Source organism: Bradyrhizobium sp. 141 (genome assembly GCF_023074055.1).
Taxonomy (GTDB): Bacteria; Pseudomonadota; Alphaproteobacteria; order Rhizobiales; family Xanthobacteraceae; genus Bradyrhizobium.
This window is the reverse complement of sequence record NZ_JADPKR010000080.1, coordinates 69,797-85,649: the sequence shown is the minus strand read 5'-3', so window position 1 is coordinate 85,649 and position 15,853 is coordinate 69,797. Positions and strand designations below refer to the sequence as shown.

The window sequence follows — 15,853 nt, the reverse complement described above, 5'->3', positions numbered from 1 at the left end:
CCATGTCTACGCATTCTCCCGTGCCGCCTTCTGGGTCCCGGCTCTGCGCAGCAACGCGAAACGCGTTGCAGCGCGTCCGGGACACGATGGTGATGGCCTCGCCCCGCGACTGTCGCAGAACTGCGACAGGTCCGCTCCATCATCGCTCTCCCCAGGGCTGACAGAAAACGCCTGCCGCGACATCGTCCGCGCAAGTCGCGAGCACGCGACGAATTGCGCAAGCAAACATCGGGAGTGATCAATGAACAAGGTGGAATTCCTCAGCGTCACCAAAGTTCCCTTCGCCGAACGCTACGACAATTTCATCGGCGGCAAGTTCGTCGCGCCGATCGCCGGCAAATATTTCGACAACGCCTCGCCCGTGAACGGCCAGGTCGTCTGCAAGATCGCGCGGTCCGACGCGCAGGACGTCGAGGCGGCCCTCGACGCGGCGCATGCGGCCAAGGCCGCCTGGGGCCGCACCAGTGTCGCCGAGCGCGCTGCGGTCCTGAACCGGATCGCCGATCGCATGGAAGAAAATCTCGAGCGTCTCGCCATCGCCGAGACCTGGGACAACGGCAAGCCGATCCGTGAGACCCGCGCCGCCGACATCCCGCTCGCCATTGATCACTTCCGCTACTTCGCCGGCGTCGTCCGCGCCCAGGAAGGCTCGATCGGCGAGATCGACCACGACACTATCGCCTATCATTTCCACGAGCCGCTCGGCGTGGTCGGCCAGATCATCCCCTGGAACTTCCCGCTGCTGATGGCCTGCTGGAAGCTCGCGCCTGCGCTCGCCGCCGGCAATTGCGTCGTGCTCAAGCCCGCCGAGCAGACCCCGGCCTCGATCATGGTCTGGGCCGAGATCATCGCCGACATCCTGCCGCCCGGCGTCCTCAACATCGTCAACGGCTTTGGCCTCGAGGCCGGCAAGCCGCTGGCCTCCAGCCCGCGCATCGCCAAGATCGCCTTCACCGGCGAGACCTCGACGGGCCGGCTGATCATGCAATACGCCAGCCAGAACCTCATTCCCGTCACGTTGGAGCTGGGCGGCAAGTCGCCCAACATCTTCTTCAACGACGTCACCGCCGAGGACGACGATTTCTTCGACAAGGCGATCGAAGGCTTCGTCATGTTCGCGTTGAACCAGGGCGAGGTCTGTACCTGTCCGAGCCGCGCGCTGGTTCATGCCGACATCTATGACCGCTTCATGGAGCGGGCGCTGAAGCGCGTCGCGGCGATCAAGCAGGGCGACCCGCGTGCGGCCGATACCATGATCGGCGCGCAGGCATCGGGCGAGCAGCTCGCAAAAATCCTCTCCTATATCGACATCGGCAAGCAGGAGGGTGCCAAGGTGCTGGCCGGCGGCGGCCGCGCCGAGCTCGGCGGCGATCTCTCGGGTGGCTTCTACGTCCAGCCGACCGTGTTCGAGGGGCACAACAAGATGCGAATCTTCCAGGAGGAGATTTTCGGCCCCGTGGTCTCGGTCACGACCTTCAAGACGGACGAGGAAGCGCTCGAGATCGCCAACGACACACTCTATGGCCTCGGGGCCGGCGTCTGGAGCCGCGACGCCAACCGCTGCTACCGCTTCGGCCGGGCCATCCAGGCCGGCCGGGTCTGGACCAACTGCTACCATGCCTATCCCGCGCATGCGGCGTTCGGCGGTTACAAGCAGTCGGGCGTCGGTCGCGAGACCCACAAGATGATGCTCGATCACTATCAGCAGACCAAGAATCTTCTGGTCAGCTACAGCCCGAAGAAGCTCGGTTTCTTCTGATCGGACGGCCGGAGAGGGCGGCGCCACTTCGGCGCCGTCCGCTCTGAAGGATAGGATTGGCGTGGCCCACCGTTCTTGATCCGGTCACGAATCTGCGCACGCCGTGACACGCATAGATTTGTTGCCCGATCGGCGCCAAAGATTTTCCAATATTTCGACCACGTTGCACTGCGGCATAATGAAAGTCGTGCCATGTCGCCGCGGTGCTTTCCAAGGGTGTTTGACTTGGGTTAGAGAGGACGAAAGTTTTCTCTGACCCGGAATTCCTATGGCCGCACCCAAGAAAGCCGCCGCAAGCACTCCACAGGATAAGCCCGACGGCGGTTCGCCCCCGGAATTCACCAGGGAGCAGGAGCTCAAGGCGCTCCGCGACATGCTCCTGATCCGGCGGTTCGAGGAAAAGGCCGGCCAGCTCTACGGCATGGGCGCGATCGGCGGCTTCTGCCACCTCTATATCGGCCAGGAGGCCGTGGTGGTCGGCATGCAGATGGCCCTGAAGCAGGGCGATCAGGTCATCACCGGCTATCGCGATCACGGCCACATGCTTGCCACCGGCATGGACGCCAACGGCGTCATGGCCGAGCTCACGGGCCGCCGCGGCGGCTATTCCAAGGGCAAGGGCGGCTCCATGCACATGTTCAGCAAGGAGAAGCACTTTTACGGCGGCCACGGCATCGTCGGCGCCCAGGTCTCGCTCGGCACCGGTCTCGCCTTCGCCAATCACTATCGCGGCAACGACAATGTCAGCGTCACCTATTTCGGCGACGGCGCGGCCAACCAGGGCCAGGTCTATGAGAGCTTCAACATGGCGGAGCTCTGGAAGCTGCCGGTGATCTTCGTCATCGAGAACAACCGCTACGCCATGGGCACCTCGGTCTCGCGCGCCTCGGCGCAGCAGGATTTCTCCAAGCGCGGCGCGTCCTTCAACATCCCCGGCAAGCAGGTCGACGGCATGGACGTCCGCGCCGTCAAGGCTGCGGGCGAGGAGGCGGCGGCCTGGTGCCGTGCCGGCAAGGGCCCCTACATCCTGGAAATGCAGACCTACCGCTATCGCGGCCACTCGATGTCCGATCCTGCAAAATATCGCACGCGCGAGGAGGTCGAGAAGGTCCGCCACGACCAGGATCCGATCGAGCAGGTGCGTAACCGCCTGCTCGCGGCCAAGGTCAGCGAGCAGGACCTGAAGGCGATCGACGCCGAGGTGCGCGACATCGTCAACGCGTCCGCCGATTTCGCCCAGCATGATCCCGAGCCGGATGCCGCCGAGCTCTGGACCGACATTTACCGCTGAACGCGCGCAAGCTTTCTTTTGGAGCCGATATGCCAATTCAAGTGCTGATGCCCGCGTTGTCGCCCACGATGGAAAAGGGCAACCTCGCCAAATGGCTGAAGAAAGAGGGCGAGACGATCAAGTCCGGCGATGTCATCGCCGAGATCGAGACCGACAAGGCGACCATGGAGGTCGAGGCGACCGACGAGGGCACGCTCGGCAAGATCCTGATCCCCGAGGGCACCGCTGACGTCGCGGTGAACACGCCGATCGCAACCATCCTCGCCGACGGCGAGAGCGCCGCCGATCTTGCCAAGGCGTCCGCGCCGGCGAAGCAGGAGAAGGCCGCGGAGTCCGCGCCGCCTGCCGCTGCGAAGGCCGAAGCGCCCCAGCCCAAGGCTGCTCCCGCACCGCAGGCCGTCGCCGAGCCGGATCCGGAAGTGCCCGAAGGCACCGAGATGGTGACGCAGACCATCCGCGAAGCCTTGCGCGATGCCATGGCCGAGGAAATGCGCCGCGATCCCGACGTCTTCGTGATGGGCGAGGAAGTCGCCGAATATCAGGGCGCCTACAAGGTCACGCAAGGGTTGCTCCAGGAATTCGGCGCCAAGCGCGTCATCGACACCCCGATCACCGAGCACGGCTTTGCCGGTGTCGGCGTCGGCGCCGCGATGACTGGGTTGAAGCCGATCGTCGAGTTCATGACTTTCAACTTCGCCATGCAGGCGATCGACCAGATCATCAACTCCGCTGCCAAGACGCTCTATATGTCCGGCGGCCAGATGGGCTGCTCGATCGTATTCCGCGGCCCGAACGGAGCGGCCGCCCGCGTCGCCGCCCAGCACAGCCAGGACTATTCGGCCTGGTATTCGAACGTTCCGGGCCTCAAGGTCGTGGCGCCGTTCTCGGCGGCGGATTACAAGGGCCTGCTCAAGGCTGCAATCCGCGATCCCAATCCGGTGATCTTCCTCGAGAACGAGGTGCTCTACGGTCACACTGGCGAGGTGCCCAAGCTCGACGATTTCGTGATCCCGATCGGCAAGGCCCGCATCGTGCGTTCGGGCAGCCATGTCAGCATCATCTCCTGGTCGAACGGCATGACCTATGCGCTGAGGGCGGCCGACGAGCTCGCCAAGGACGGCATCGAGGCCGAGGTGATCGACCTGCGCACGCTGCGCCCGATGGACACCGAGACCATCATCAACTCGGTCAAGAAGACCGGCCGTGCCGTCACGGTGGAAGAGGGCTGGGCCCAGAGCGGCGTCGGCGCCGAGATCGCCGCACGCATCATGGAGAACGCCTTCGACTATCTGGACGCGCCAGTCGCACGCGTATCCGGCAAGGACGTGCCGATGCCCTATGCCGCCAACCTTGAGAAGCTCGCGCTGCCCTCGGCGGCGGAAGTCGTCGAGGCCGCCAAAGCCGTCTGCTACAGGTAGATCATGGCGGGCCCGAAGGAGCAGCCACTGCCGCCCGACGTCATGACCCGCGATGACGCGGTCGAGATCCTGCGCGTATTCGTGCTGGATGGCGGGCTGTCGATGGCGTTCCAGCGCGCCTTCGAGGAGCCCGACATGTGGGGCCTGTTGCTCGTCGATCTCGCCCGCCACGCCGCGCGAGCCTATGCCCGCGAGAGCGAATATACCGAAGAGGACGCCCTGAACCGGATCCTGGAGATGTTCCAGGCCGAGATCGAGCGTCCCACCGACACCGGCACCACGACGCCGCGCGGCAAGGGACACTGACCGTGGCGATCGAACCCCATCACTTTGATTTCATGCTGGAGGCGATCCGCGAGGCGGAGGCTTCGATCGCGCAGGGCGGCCTGCCGATCGGTGCCGTGCTGACGCGCGACAACAAGATCATCGCCCGCGGCCACAACAACCGCGTGCAGGAGAACAACGTGATCCTGCACGGCGAAATGAGCTGCCTGCGCGAAGCTGGCGCGATCTCGTTCCACGACACGATCATGTACACCACGCTGTCGCCATGCTCGATGTGCGCCGGCGCGCTCGCGCTGTTCAAGGTCAAGCTCGTGGTGATCGGAGAGTCCGTCACCTTCGAGGGCTCCAAGGACATCCTCGACAAGTTCGGCATCCCCTGGATCGACCTTGCCGACGACCGCTCCATCACCATGATGAAGAATTGGCGTTCCAATCCTGCCAATGAGCGCCTGTGGCAAGGCGACATCGGCAACTAAACCTGGTCTGTTCGTCTTCGCTTCCGGAGACGACGTTTTGAGAAGTTCTTCGTGAGGTCAGCATGCCCATCAACATCCTGATGCCCGCTCTTTCGCCGACGATGGAGAAGGGCAACCTCGCCAAGTGGCTGAAGAAGGAAGGCGACAAGGTCAAATCCGGCGACGTTATCGCCGAGATCGAGACCGACAAGGCGACCATGGAGGTCGAGGCCATCGACGAGGGCACGATCGCCAAGATCCTGGTGCCCGAGGGCACGCAGGACGTCCCGGTCAACGACGTGATCGCGGTGCTGGCCGGCGAGGGCGAGGACGTGAAGGCGGCGGGCGCTGCCAAGCCCAGCGCTTCGGCTGCACCTCCGAAAGCTGCTGAGGCACCCGCCGCAGCGCCGGCTCCTGCACCTGCGCCTGCTGCCCCCAAGGCAGCGCCGCCGCCCGCCGCACCGGCGCCGCAGGCCGCACCGGCCGCGCAGAGCAACGGCCATGGCGGCCGCGTCTTCTCATCGCCGCTCGCGCGGCGTCTGGCCAAGGACGCCGGCATCGACGTGTCGATGGTGACAGGCACCGGTCCGCATGGCCGGGTGGTCGCGCGCGACGTCGAACAGGCCAAGTCGGGCAAGGGCCTCAAGGCTCCCGCGGCGGCGCCGTCAGGTGCGCCTTCGATCGCGCCGACCATGTCGGACAAGCAGATCCTGTCGCTGTTCGAGCCGGGCTCCTACGAGGTCGTCCCGCATGACGGCATGCGCCGCACCATCGCGCAGCGCCTGACGGCGTCGATCCAGAACGTCCCGCACTTCTACCTCACCATCGACTGCGACATCGGCAAGCTGCTCACCGCCCGCGAGGAGATCAACGCGGCTGCGCCGAAGGACAAGGAGAAGAAGCCGCTCTACAAGATCTCGGTCAACGACTTCGTCATCAAGGCGATGGCGGTCGCGCTGCAGAAGATCCCGAACTGCAACGTCAGCTGGACCGAAAGCGGCATGGTCAAGCACCATCATTCCGACGTCGGCGTCGCCGTGGCGATGCCGGGCGGGCTGATCACGCCGATCATCCGCAAGGCCGAGACCAAGACGCTCTCGACCATCTCCAACGAGATGAAGGATTTTGCCGCGCGCGCCCGTTCGCGCAAGCTGAAGCCCGAGGAATATCAGGGCGGCACCACCGCCGTCTCCAACCTCGGCATGTTCGGCATCAGTCACTTCACCGCCGTGATCAACCCGCCGCATGCGACCATCCTCGCGGTCGGCACCAGCGAGGAGCGTCCCGTCGTGCGCGGCGGCAAGATCGAGATCGCGCACATGATGAGCGTGACCCTGTCCTGCGATCACCGCGCCATCGACGGCGCGCTCGGCGCCGAGCTGATCGGCGCCTTCAAGCAGCTGATCGAAAATCCTGTGATGATGATGGTCTGAGGCGGCGGCAGAGGGGGCAACCTTGCATGTCCATACCCGCTGGCCATGGATATCGCTGCTGCTCGGCGCCCTCGTCGCGCTCAACCCGATTGGGTTCGATTTTCTTCACTCTGCGTTCTTTGCCGGCGAGCAACTGGCACGGAACATCGCTCAGCCTATCGTGCTCACCGCGCTGGCCGTCATAGTCCTGGTGGTGGTGCTCGAATGGCTGGTGAGGTCTTTTCTGGTCAAGCGCCGCGCTCGCGGCGCCTCTTGAGTTGAACGGGAGCCGCCATGGCCGATACATCCTTCGACGTCATCATCATCGGCTCCGGCCCCGGCGGCTACGTTACCGCCATCCGCGCCGCCCAGCTCGGCTTCAAGGTCGCGATCGTCGAAAAATCCTATCTCGGCGGCATCTGCCTGAACTGGGGCTGCATCCCGACCAAGGCGCTGTTACGCTCGGCCGAGATCTATCACTACATGCAGCACGCCAAGGATTACGGGCTGTCGGCGGAGAAAGTGTCGTTCGACCCGAAGGCGGTGGTGCAGCGCTCGCGGGGCGTCTCCAAGCGGCTGAATGACGGCGTCGGCTTCCTGATGAAGAAGAACAAGGTCAGCGTGATCTGGGGCGCGGCCTCGATCGACGCACCCGGCAAGGTCACCGTGAAGAAGTCCGACGTCGAAGCGCCGAAGGGCACGCTGGGCGAGGGGAGCTATCAGGCCAAGCACATCATCGTCGCGACCGGCGCGCGGCCGCGCGTGCTGCCGGGGCTCGAGCCCGACAAGAAGCTGATCTGGACCTATTTCGAGGCGATGGTGCCGGAGAAGATGCCCAAGTCGCTGCTGGTCGTCGGCTCCGGCGCGATCGGCATCGAGTTCGCCTCGTTCTTCCACACCATGGGAAGCGACGTGACCGTGGTCGAGGTGCTGCCGCAGATCCTTCCCGTGGAGGACGCCGAGATCGCCGGCCTTGCGCGCAAGCGCCTGGAGAAGCAGGGCATCAAGATCATGTCCTCGACCAAGGTGACGAAGCTCGAGAAGAAGGCCGACAGTGTCGTCGCCACCATCGACGACGGCAAGGGCAAGCCTGTCACGACCGAGTTCGAGCGCGTGATCTCGGCCGTCGGCGTCGTCGGCAACATCGAGAATCTCGGCCTCGAAAAGCTCGGTGTCAAAACCGACCGCAGCTGCATCGTGATCGACGGGTACGGCAAGACCAACGTCCCCGGCATCTACGCCATCGGCGACGTCGCCGGCCCCCCGATGCTCGCGCACAAGGCCGAGCATGAAGGCGTGGTCTGCGTCGAGGCGATCAAGGGACTGCATCCGCACCCCATGGACAAGAACCTGATCCCGGGCTGCACCTATTGCCAGCCACAGGTGGCCTCGGTCGGCCTCACCGAAGCCAAGGCCAAGGAGAGCGGCCGCGAGATCCGCGTCGGCCGCTTCCCCTTCGTCGGCAACGGCAAGGCGATCGCGCTCGGCGAGGACCAGGGCCTGGTCAAGGTGATCTTCGACAAGAAGACCGGCCGGTTGCTCGGCGCCCACATGGTCGGCGCTGAGGTGACCGAGCTGATTCAGGGCTACGTCGTCGCGATGAATCTGGAGACGACGGAAGAAGAGCTGATGCACACGGTGTTCCCGCATCCGACCCTGTCGGAGATGATGAAGGAAGCGGTGCTGGATGCCTATGGACGGGTGTTGAATATTTGAGGGACGAGCCGTCGGGTGGTGAGACCCGTCATCCTGAGGCGCTCGCGCAGCGAGCCTCGAAGGATGAAAGGCCGAGGTGCAGCAGCCGGGCTCGCCGCCCTTCGAGGCCTCCGCCCAGCGGCGCAATTGCGCCGCAAGGCTCCGGCACCTCAGGGTGACGGTCAGACACTGAACAAGCAGAACAACAAAAGGGATGAACCCATGCACGACAACGACAACCTCACCATCGAACGCCCCACCTTCGTCACCCATCTCGAATGCGCGATGGAGGGCGACCATTACGCAGCCGACCAGGTCCATAACCTCTCCAAGGCCGGCAAGCCGCTGCTCGTCCGCTACGACCTCGCCGGTGTGAAGAAGGCGCTGACCAAGGACGCGCTTAGCCACCGGCCCGGCGACATGTGGCGCTACCGCGAGCTGCTGCCGGTGCGCAAATGCAAGGACATCGTCTCGCTTGGCGAGGTGACGACGCCGCTGATTCGGCTGCCGAAACTCGGCGCAAAACTTGGTGGCGGCGAGATCATCGTCAAGGACGAGGGCCGCCTGCCGACCGGCTCGTTCAAGGCGCGCGGTCTCGTGATGGCGGTGTCGATGGGCAAGGCGCTCGGCATCAAGCACATGGCAATGCCGACCAACGGCAATGCCGGCGCGGCGCTGGCCGCTTACGCCACGAGCTGCGGCATCAAGACCACGATCTTCTGCCCGGCCGATACGCCTGAGGTGAACGTCAGCGAGATCGAGCTGCAGGGGGCGACCGTCTACCGCGTCAACGGCTATATCGACGATTGCGGCAAGATCGTCGGCGAGGGCAAGGCCAAGGTCGGCTGGTTCGACACCTCGACGCTGAAGGAGCCGTACCGGATCGAGGGCAAGAAGACGATGGGCCTCGAGCTCGCTGAGCAGCTCGGCTGGGACGTGCCCGACGTGATCTTCTATCCGACCGGCGGTGGCACCGGCCTGATCGGCATGTGGAAGGCGTTCGATGAGCTCGAGAAGATCGGCTTCATCGGAAGCAAGCGTCCGCGCATGGTCGCGGTGCAGGCCTCCGGCTGCGCGCCGATGGTGCGCGCCTATGACGCCGGCACCGAGCATGCGACACGCTGGGAGGACGCCCACACCATTGCGTCGGGTATCCGCGTGCCGCAGGCGATCGGTGATTTCCTGATTTTGCGGGCGGTGCGCGAGAGTAAGGGCTTTGCCATCGCGGTCGATGACGACAAGATCTCGGTGGCGCTGAACGAGGTTGCACGCGAGGAGGGGCTGCTGCTGTGTCCCGAGGGCGCCGCCACCTATGCCGCCTACAAGGACAGCCTCGCCGACGGTCGCGTCTCGAAGGGTGACCGCGTGATGCTGTTCAACTGCGCCACCGGCCTGAAGTATCCGCTGCCGCCGGTCACCCGCACGCTCGACCGCCACAAGCCGATCGACTATTCCCAGTTCTAGCGCGGCATCACGCCACGAATGATCCCTCTTCCCGTACGCGGGAAGAGAAAAAATACTACGCGACACCGCTGGGGAGAAGACAATGACGAAGGCCGTCTGGGCTACGCTGTTTGCTATTCTCGCTGTGACCGGCGCTGCGCGCGCTGATGACTATCCCTCCCGTTCCATCACCATCATCGTGCCCTTCTCGGCCGGGGGGCCGTCGGATGCGATGGCTCGCGTGCTCGCCGAGCGGATGCGGACCTCGCTCGGCCAGCCGGTCGTGGTCGAGAACGTCACCGGCGCGGGCGGCTCGATCGGGGTCGGCCGTGCGGTGCAATCGCCGCCGGACGGCTACACCATCTCGTTCGGCCATCTCGGCACCCACGTCGCCAATGGTGCCGTCTACAAGCTCAAATACGACCTCGTCGCCGACCTCGAGCCGGTGGTGCTGCTGCCGAGCAATCCGATGATCATCGTCAGCAAGAACGCGGTGCCCGCGACGTCGCTGAAAGAGCTGATCGAATGGCTGAAGTCGCGGCCCTCGCCACCGATAGCGGGCACCGCCGGCGCCGGCTCCGGCAGCCACATCGCCGGCGTCTATTTCGAAAGCGTCTCCGGCATCAAGCTGCAATACGTGCCGTATCGTGGCACCGCGCCGGCCCTGAACGATCTCATCGCCGGCCAGATCGACATCATCGTCGACCAGACCTCCAACTCCATCGGCCAGGTCCGTGCCGGCACCATCCGCGCCTACGCCATCACCGATAGCAAGCGCCTGTCCTCGGCACCTGAGATCCCGACCGCGGAGGAGGCGGGCCTGAAGGGCTTCAACATGACGCTGTGGTCGGGCCTATGGGTGCCGAAGGGCACGCCGAAGGAGATCGTAACGAAACTCAACGCCGCGGCCGTGGAGGCGCTGAACGATCCTGCAGTGAAGAAGCAGCTCGAAACCCAGGGGCTCGAGATGACACCGAAGGATCAGCTTACGCCCGAAGCACTCGGCACCCGTCAGAAGGCCGAGATCGCAAAATGGTGGCCGATGATCAAGGCGGCGAACATCAAGGTGGATTGAGGCGGACGGCGCGCGCTTCGGCGGCATGCCGCCAGGTGATGCGGTCCCATCGTGACGAGGCCGCAAATGCGGCCGTCTCGCGGGAGGCCTCGCCAGAAGCGGGATTGATCCTGGCCGCTGTCACCGTCTCCATTGCCGGCCGTCGGGCAATCACTCCATGGTTTCGTCACCTGCTGCCAGCGCCCGGTCCAGGCATTGCATTAGATCCGAGGTGGCAAACGGCTTACCGAGGAAACAGATCGCCCCGGCCTTGAGCGCACGCACACGCACGCTCTCCTCCGGGAAAGCTGTGATGAAGATGAACGGCGTAGCCGAACCGTGCGTGCGCATCTGCGTCAGCAGATCGATTCCGGTCATCAACGGCATCTGGACGTCGGCGATCACGCACGAGGTGTTGTTCGAATCGGTCGACCTCAAAAACTCCTCGGCGGAGGCGAAGGTGTGGACGATGTATCCGCGCGATTCCAAGAGATTGTTGACCGCCGCCCGTACGAAAGGGTCATCGTCAAGCACCGAAATGACCGAAGCCACTGACAAGACGTCCGCTCCTCGCCCCGGATTGAGCTTGCCGTCGCTACGGCCACACCTAAACACGCAAGGTGGACCTGCCAGTCATCATTGGAAACTCATACTTAGGTTTGCACGTCGGACTTGCTGGGCCGAATCCCGAGCGCCTCGCTCATTCTCACCAGATCGGCCAGCGACTTCGCGCCCATTTTCCGCATGATCTGGCCGCGATAGATTTTGACGGTGATTTCCGCCAATCCGAGCTTGGCGGCCACTTGCTTGTTCATCAGGCCGGATGTCACCAGTGACAATACGTCTCGCTCCCGCGAGGACAGAGTGTCGAAGCGTGATTTGACGGTCGAGACTGTCCTGTTGAGGTCGCGGCGCTCGCGGTCCCGCTCGATCGCGGCCTGGACTGCGTCCAGGATGTCCTGGTCGCGAACTGGCTTTGTCAGGAAGTCGATCGCGCCGCTTTTCATGGCCCGAACGGTCATGGGAATATCGCCATGACCGGTGATGAAGATGATCGGGGTGTGGATATTTGCCTTCGCGAGGTCGGTCTGCAGGTCGAGGCCGCTCGCTCCGGGCAGGCGAATGTCGAGCACCAGGCAACTGGGGACTTCCGGCGGCTTGGCCTGGAGCAGTTGCGGTGCCGAGCCGAAGGCTTCGACCTTGAGGCCGACCGACTCAAACAGATTGGTGAGCGCACGGCGCATGGACGCGTCGTCGTCGACGATGAAGACGATTGGCTGATCGCCGTCCTCCTGCGGCGGCAAAGGCTTTGCACGCTCGGTCACGATGTTTCCTCTTGATGGAGGGGCAGGGTGATCTGAAAAGTTGCGCCGTGGTGCTGGTTCGGTGCGGCGGAAAGTCGTCCGCCATGGGCCTCGATGATGGAGCGGCAGATCGACAGCCCCATGCCCATGCCGGAAGCCTTCGTGGTAAAGAAGGGCATGAACAGGCGGTCTCTCGTCTGTTCACAGATGCCGACGCCGCAGTCGGAAACGCTCACCAGCACCGCGCCATCGCCGCCCACTGCTGAACGGATCGCCAGCTCGCGCGGGCGATCACGGACGCCTTCCATGGCCTCGATCCCGTTCATGATCAGGTTGATCAGGACCTGTTGCAATTGGATTCGATCGCCAAAGACCCTGGGCAGTGCCGACCACAGCTCCATCCGTACCGACACGGCATGGCTGGCCATCTCGCGCTGAACGAGCGCGACGGCCTCGCGCACGACGATGTTGGGGTCGAGAGGAACCATCTCGATATCGGACCGCTTGGCGAGTGCCCGAACGTGACGGATAACGTCGCCGGCACGCTTGCCGTCCTCGATGATCCACTCCACGGAGCGGCGGGCCGCCTTGAGATCGGGCGGATTGCGCTGGAGCCAGGCGATGCAGGCATCGGCATTTGCGATGACGGCGGCGAGGGGCTGGTTGATTTCGTGGGCAATGGAAGCCGTCAACTCGCCCAGTGTCGTGACCCGCGTCACATGGGCGAGCTCGGCTTGGGCCTTGCGCAGCGCGTCTTCGGCCTGATCGGCCCGGATAGCCGCAGTTACGTCGGTGCAAACGCCACGATAGCCCAGAAAAGCGCCGTCGGCGTCGAAGAACGGCTTGCCGCTGGTCCGAACGTAGATCGTCTGCCTGTTGCGGTCTTTGCTGCGATACACCAGGTCGCGGAACGGAACGTGGGCGTCGAGCGCGGCCCGATGTTGTCGCCATTTTTCGGGTTCTAGATCTGCGTCCGGAGCGATGTCCCAACGCGTCAGTCCGATCAGGCCCGCAGGCGCGGTGATGGTATCGGAATGTTCGGATATGTGGGTCACGCGATGGTCTGGCCCCGTCTCCCAGAACCAGTCAGACGCGGTCTCGGCATAGTCGCGAAAACGCTGCTCGCTCTCACGAAGCCTGCGCTCTGCCTGCTTGGTGGCCGTGATGTCGGTCACTGATCCGACGAACTCCACGTGACCGCTGGGATCTCGCATCGCCCGGGCGACCGCTCTGACGTGCTTGATGGAACCGCCGGGCATCAGGAGCCGGTATTCGTGGTCGTAATCTTTTCCCTCTCGGGCCGCCCGCCCCGTGGTCTTCTGCACCACGAGCCGGTCCTCCGGATGGATCCGCTGGAGCATGAACGGGATCTCTGGCTTGGTCCCTTCGTCGCATTGGAAGATGCGATAGGTCTCCTTGGACCAGGTGATCTCGCCGGTTGCTGACTTCCAGCCGAAACTACCGGTGTGGCTCAATTCCTGCGCTTGGGCGAGATAAGCCTCGCTCTGTCGCAGCGCATTCTCCGCTTCCTTGCGCTCGGTGATGTTCTCGCAGGCGACCAGCACGATCGGCCCGCCATCGGCCCGCAGCATGGTCTTGGCATTCTCGCGCACCCACAGCACCGAGCCGTCCTTGCGCACCTTCCGGATCTCCCAGGTGTGGGATTGATCGACTGTCTCAAGGCACAGCGCGACACACGCGCGCACGAAGTCGCGATCCTCCTCGAAGAAGACATCGAGCACCGATCGGCCGATCAACTCCGCGGCCGTATAGCCCAGTTGCCCGGCGCCGAACGTGTTCACGTTGATCACGGTTCCACCCGGATCGACCATGAAGTACATGACCGGGTTGTGCTCGAAGACTTGCTGCCACTGCTTGACCGCTTCCAGCAAACCGGCGTCACCGGGCCGAATCCGCGGCTTAGCGGTAACAGCTTGCCTGACCCAGCCGGCGAGGGATTGCGCGGCTGACTTCCCGAACGTGACGGCCCGGACAGGCTTCATCGCAGACGCTCCCGGCGCTCTCTGCGTGAATACAAGTAGAGCACGTTGACGCCAGAGGAGCAATTCCGGCCAAAGTCGGATGGGCGTCACGACGTCGCCTTCGAATGACGGCTCGCCCGATCCATTGCGGCGCATCAACCACGCCATGCCCGCAAGTTTTTTCACGGTGACCGTGCAACCGAAGCGCCGTGCGCCGTCTCGTTGAACGTGAGCGAGCGCGGGAGCCCCGGGCGATACAAACCTAGGTATAGCTCCTCCATTCCTAGTCATGTCGACCATTTACCTCCGTACAATTGGGCGCTTCGTGCCGGTGAACTAACCTCATGACCAATCGGGAGCGTCGACCAGCCAATCGGCAAGCGTACGGGAACCGGATTTGATGTTTGCGGCCGAGGCGCCTTATCGACAGGCGGCGATCAAGGAGGGGCCGCTGCAGTTCTCGAGACGGAGCCGCGATCGGGATTCAGGACCGCATGAGGTCCAAGGGAACGAACGAACTGGCAAACGCGCAAGCAACAGAGGGAGACAACAATGTGCGATACATCGCTACTTCCTGAGCGTCGCCTATCCGAGTCCGAACGCTGCGTTTCAAACAACGGTTGTGCGGTGTGTAGCGGCAAGTTTGGTTTGATCCGCTACTATTCATGGCGCACTGCGCTCTGCTCCAAGAAGTGCGTCGATCGCTTCCGCACACGCCGCGAACGCGACCGAAGGTGGTTGTTCCGGGCTCAGGCCGCATGAGGCTGAATTGGAGAGCCGACATCGTTCGGTAGGTCTGATCCGGGAGCCCATTGTGTTGAACCGCTCATGCAAGCTCTTCTGCTGGTTGGTTCTCCTCGGCTCCGCGGCGACCGTCCAGGCGCAGGAGACAGGACATGGTGCCGTTCATCGTCAGCACCCACCCCAGGACCAGGGGCTGCACGAAAAATTCTATTCGACCTGGCACATGCCCGACAATCCGAGCCTCAGCTGCTGCAACAGCGCTGACTGCTATCCGACCGACATCAAGTACATCGATGGCCAGATCCATGCACGGCGCAGGGAGGACGGGAGATACATTCTGATCCCACCGCAAAAAGTGGAGCGAAACAGGGATAATCCCGACGGCCGAAACCATCTTTGCGCTCCACCACCCGCACTATCTCCGTTGGACAGCGTTTACTGCTTCGCTTTGGGAGGTGCCACATGAGATTCGCGTTCGTGCTGGTGAACGACCGGACCCCGTTCCGGCAGACCTGGTGCTTGCAGTGCTGCGAGCCGATCGGCGGCAGCTATCTCCGCGAGATCGCCACCCGTCTGCCATACTGCGACTATCAGTGCTACGCGCTGTTCTGCGAGGCGATCGCGGAAGATCGCGTGAGGGCGGCTTCATGAAATTCGTGGTGGTCAATCACGCGCCTCCATTGCACGCCGCCACGTGCAGCACATGCTCGCGGTCACTCCGCTCCGGCTATGTCCGGCATGTGCGGACACAGCGCCGCTACTGTAACGACGACTGCTACCGGCGCGGCGAATTCATGACGCTGTGGCGCACAGGATGGGCCACCCCGCACGTCGAGCTCGCCGCTGGCAACATGATCGAGATGGTGGCGGTTTTCAGTGCCGTCTCGTGCTGGAGCTGGACGATACACGCCTGGACCTTCGCAAGAGCCTTGACCGGCGCATACTTGGACGGTCGCGATTTGAGCACGATGGAAGGAGGTGACACCTAGCTGCGCGATTGCACTCGCGTGG

General features: G+C 63.7%; 16 protein-coding genes. 12 read left to right on the top strand and 4 right to left on the bottom strand.

Going from position 1 to position 15,853, the window contains the following annotated elements; translation table 11 throughout:
- The first annotated feature begins 241 nt into the window (after nucleotides 1-241).
- The 10 genes from adh to IVA81_RS21200 all read left to right on the top strand — a co-directional run bounded on the left by adh (nucleotide 242) and on the right by IVA81_RS21200 (nucleotide 10,833).
- Nucleotides 242-1,759: an aldehyde dehydrogenase gene (adh, locus tag IVA81_RS21245; RefSeq protein ID WP_247321552.1), complete on the top strand. Its 1,518-nt coding sequence runs from the start codon at nucleotides 242-244 to the stop codon at nucleotides 1,757-1,759.
- A gap of 268 nt (nucleotides 1,760-2,027) precedes the next feature.
- The gene (pdhA, locus tag IVA81_RS21240) at nucleotides 2,028-3,050 is read left to right on the top strand and encodes a pyruvate dehydrogenase (acetyl-transferring) E1 component subunit alpha (protein ID WP_247321550.1); all 1,023 of its coding nucleotides are present in this window, start codon (nucleotides 2,028-2,030) and stop codon (nucleotides 3,048-3,050) included.
- A 29-nt stretch (nucleotides 3,051-3,079) separates the two neighbouring features.
- On the top strand, nucleotides 3,080-4,468 hold the full coding sequence (locus IVA81_RS21235; RefSeq protein ID WP_247321549.1) for a pyruvate dehydrogenase complex E1 component subunit beta: 1,389 nt from the start codon (nucleotides 3,080-3,082) through the stop codon (nucleotides 4,466-4,468).
- A gap of 3 nt (nucleotides 4,469-4,471) precedes the next feature.
- On the top strand, nucleotides 4,472-4,774 hold the full coding sequence (locus tag IVA81_RS21230) for a DUF5076 domain-containing protein (protein ID WP_018320291.1): 303 nt from the start codon (nucleotides 4,472-4,474) through the stop codon (nucleotides 4,772-4,774).
- 2 nt (nucleotides 4,775-4,776) lie between these two features.
- The gene (locus IVA81_RS21225) at nucleotides 4,777-5,229 is read left to right on the top strand and encodes a nucleoside deaminase (RefSeq protein ID WP_247321548.1); all 453 of its coding nucleotides are present in this window, start codon (nucleotides 4,777-4,779) and stop codon (nucleotides 5,227-5,229) included.
- A 62-nt stretch (nucleotides 5,230-5,291) separates the two neighbouring features.
- The gene (locus IVA81_RS21220; protein ID WP_247321547.1) at nucleotides 5,292-6,641 is read left to right on the top strand and encodes a pyruvate dehydrogenase complex dihydrolipoamide acetyltransferase; all 1,350 of its coding nucleotides are present in this window, start codon (nucleotides 5,292-5,294) and stop codon (nucleotides 6,639-6,641) included.
- 22 nt (nucleotides 6,642-6,663) lie between these two features.
- A complete protein-coding gene (locus IVA81_RS21215) occupies nucleotides 6,664-6,897 on the top strand; it encodes a hypothetical protein (RefSeq protein ID WP_247321545.1) in 234 nt (77 codons plus the stop codon).
- Between the two features lie 17 nt (nucleotides 6,898-6,914).
- Nucleotides 6,915-8,336 (top strand): dihydrolipoyl dehydrogenase, encoded by a 1,422-nt coding sequence (gene lpdA, locus IVA81_RS21210; protein WP_247321543.1) that lies wholly within the window; start codon nucleotides 6,915-6,917, stop codon nucleotides 8,334-8,336.
- A gap of 201 nt (nucleotides 8,337-8,537) precedes the next feature.
- Nucleotides 8,538-9,779, top strand: a complete 1,242-nt coding sequence (locus IVA81_RS21205; protein WP_247321542.1) for a threonine synthase — start codon at nucleotides 8,538-8,540, stop codon at nucleotides 9,777-9,779.
- An 82-nt stretch (nucleotides 9,780-9,861) separates the two neighbouring features.
- Nucleotides 9,862-10,833 (top strand): tripartite tricarboxylate transporter substrate binding protein BugD, encoded by a 972-nt coding sequence (locus tag IVA81_RS21200; protein WP_247321539.1) that lies wholly within the window; start codon nucleotides 9,862-9,864, stop codon nucleotides 10,831-10,833.
- A 150-nt stretch (nucleotides 10,834-10,983) separates the two neighbouring features.
- Here IVA81_RS21200 and IVA81_RS21195 read toward each other — a convergent pair whose 3' ends face one another.
- The 4 genes from IVA81_RS21195 to IVA81_RS21180 all read right to left on the bottom strand — a co-directional run bounded on the left by IVA81_RS21195 (nucleotide 10,984) and on the right by IVA81_RS21180 (nucleotide 15,149).
- Nucleotides 10,984-11,370 carry a response regulator gene (locus IVA81_RS21195; RefSeq protein WP_247321537.1) on the bottom strand — a complete coding sequence of 129 codons (387 nt, stop codon included), beginning with the start codon at nucleotides 11,368-11,370 and terminating at the stop codon, nucleotides 10,984-10,986.
- 95 nt (nucleotides 11,371-11,465) lie between these two features.
- Nucleotides 11,466-12,137 (bottom strand): response regulator transcription factor, encoded by a 672-nt coding sequence (locus IVA81_RS21190; protein WP_247321536.1) that lies wholly within the window; start codon nucleotides 12,135-12,137, stop codon nucleotides 11,466-11,468.
- The gene (locus tag IVA81_RS21185) at nucleotides 12,134-14,119 is read right to left on the bottom strand and encodes a PAS domain S-box protein (protein WP_247321535.1); all 1,986 of its coding nucleotides are present in this window, start codon (nucleotides 14,117-14,119) and stop codon (nucleotides 12,134-12,136) included. The genes IVA81_RS21190 and IVA81_RS21185 overlap by 4 nt, the downstream gene beginning before the upstream one ends.
- Nucleotides 14,120-14,924: 805 nt before the next feature.
- The gene (locus IVA81_RS21180; protein WP_247321534.1) at nucleotides 14,925-15,149 is read right to left on the bottom strand and encodes a hypothetical protein; all 225 of its coding nucleotides are present in this window, start codon (nucleotides 15,147-15,149) and stop codon (nucleotides 14,925-14,927) included.
- Between the two features lie 155 nt (nucleotides 15,150-15,304).
- Here IVA81_RS21180 and IVA81_RS21175 point away from each other — a divergent pair, with 155 nt between their 5' ends.
- Both IVA81_RS21175 and IVA81_RS21170 read left to right on the top strand, forming a co-directional pair.
- A complete protein-coding gene (locus IVA81_RS21175; RefSeq protein WP_247321532.1) occupies nucleotides 15,305-15,493 on the top strand; it encodes a hypothetical protein in 189 nt (62 codons plus the stop codon).
- The gene (locus IVA81_RS21170) at nucleotides 15,490-15,831 is read left to right on the top strand and encodes a hypothetical protein (RefSeq protein ID WP_247321529.1); all 342 of its coding nucleotides are present in this window, start codon (nucleotides 15,490-15,492) and stop codon (nucleotides 15,829-15,831) included. The genes IVA81_RS21175 and IVA81_RS21170 overlap by 4 nt, the downstream gene beginning before the upstream one ends.
- The last annotated feature ends 22 nt before the right edge of the window (nucleotides 15,832-15,853 follow it).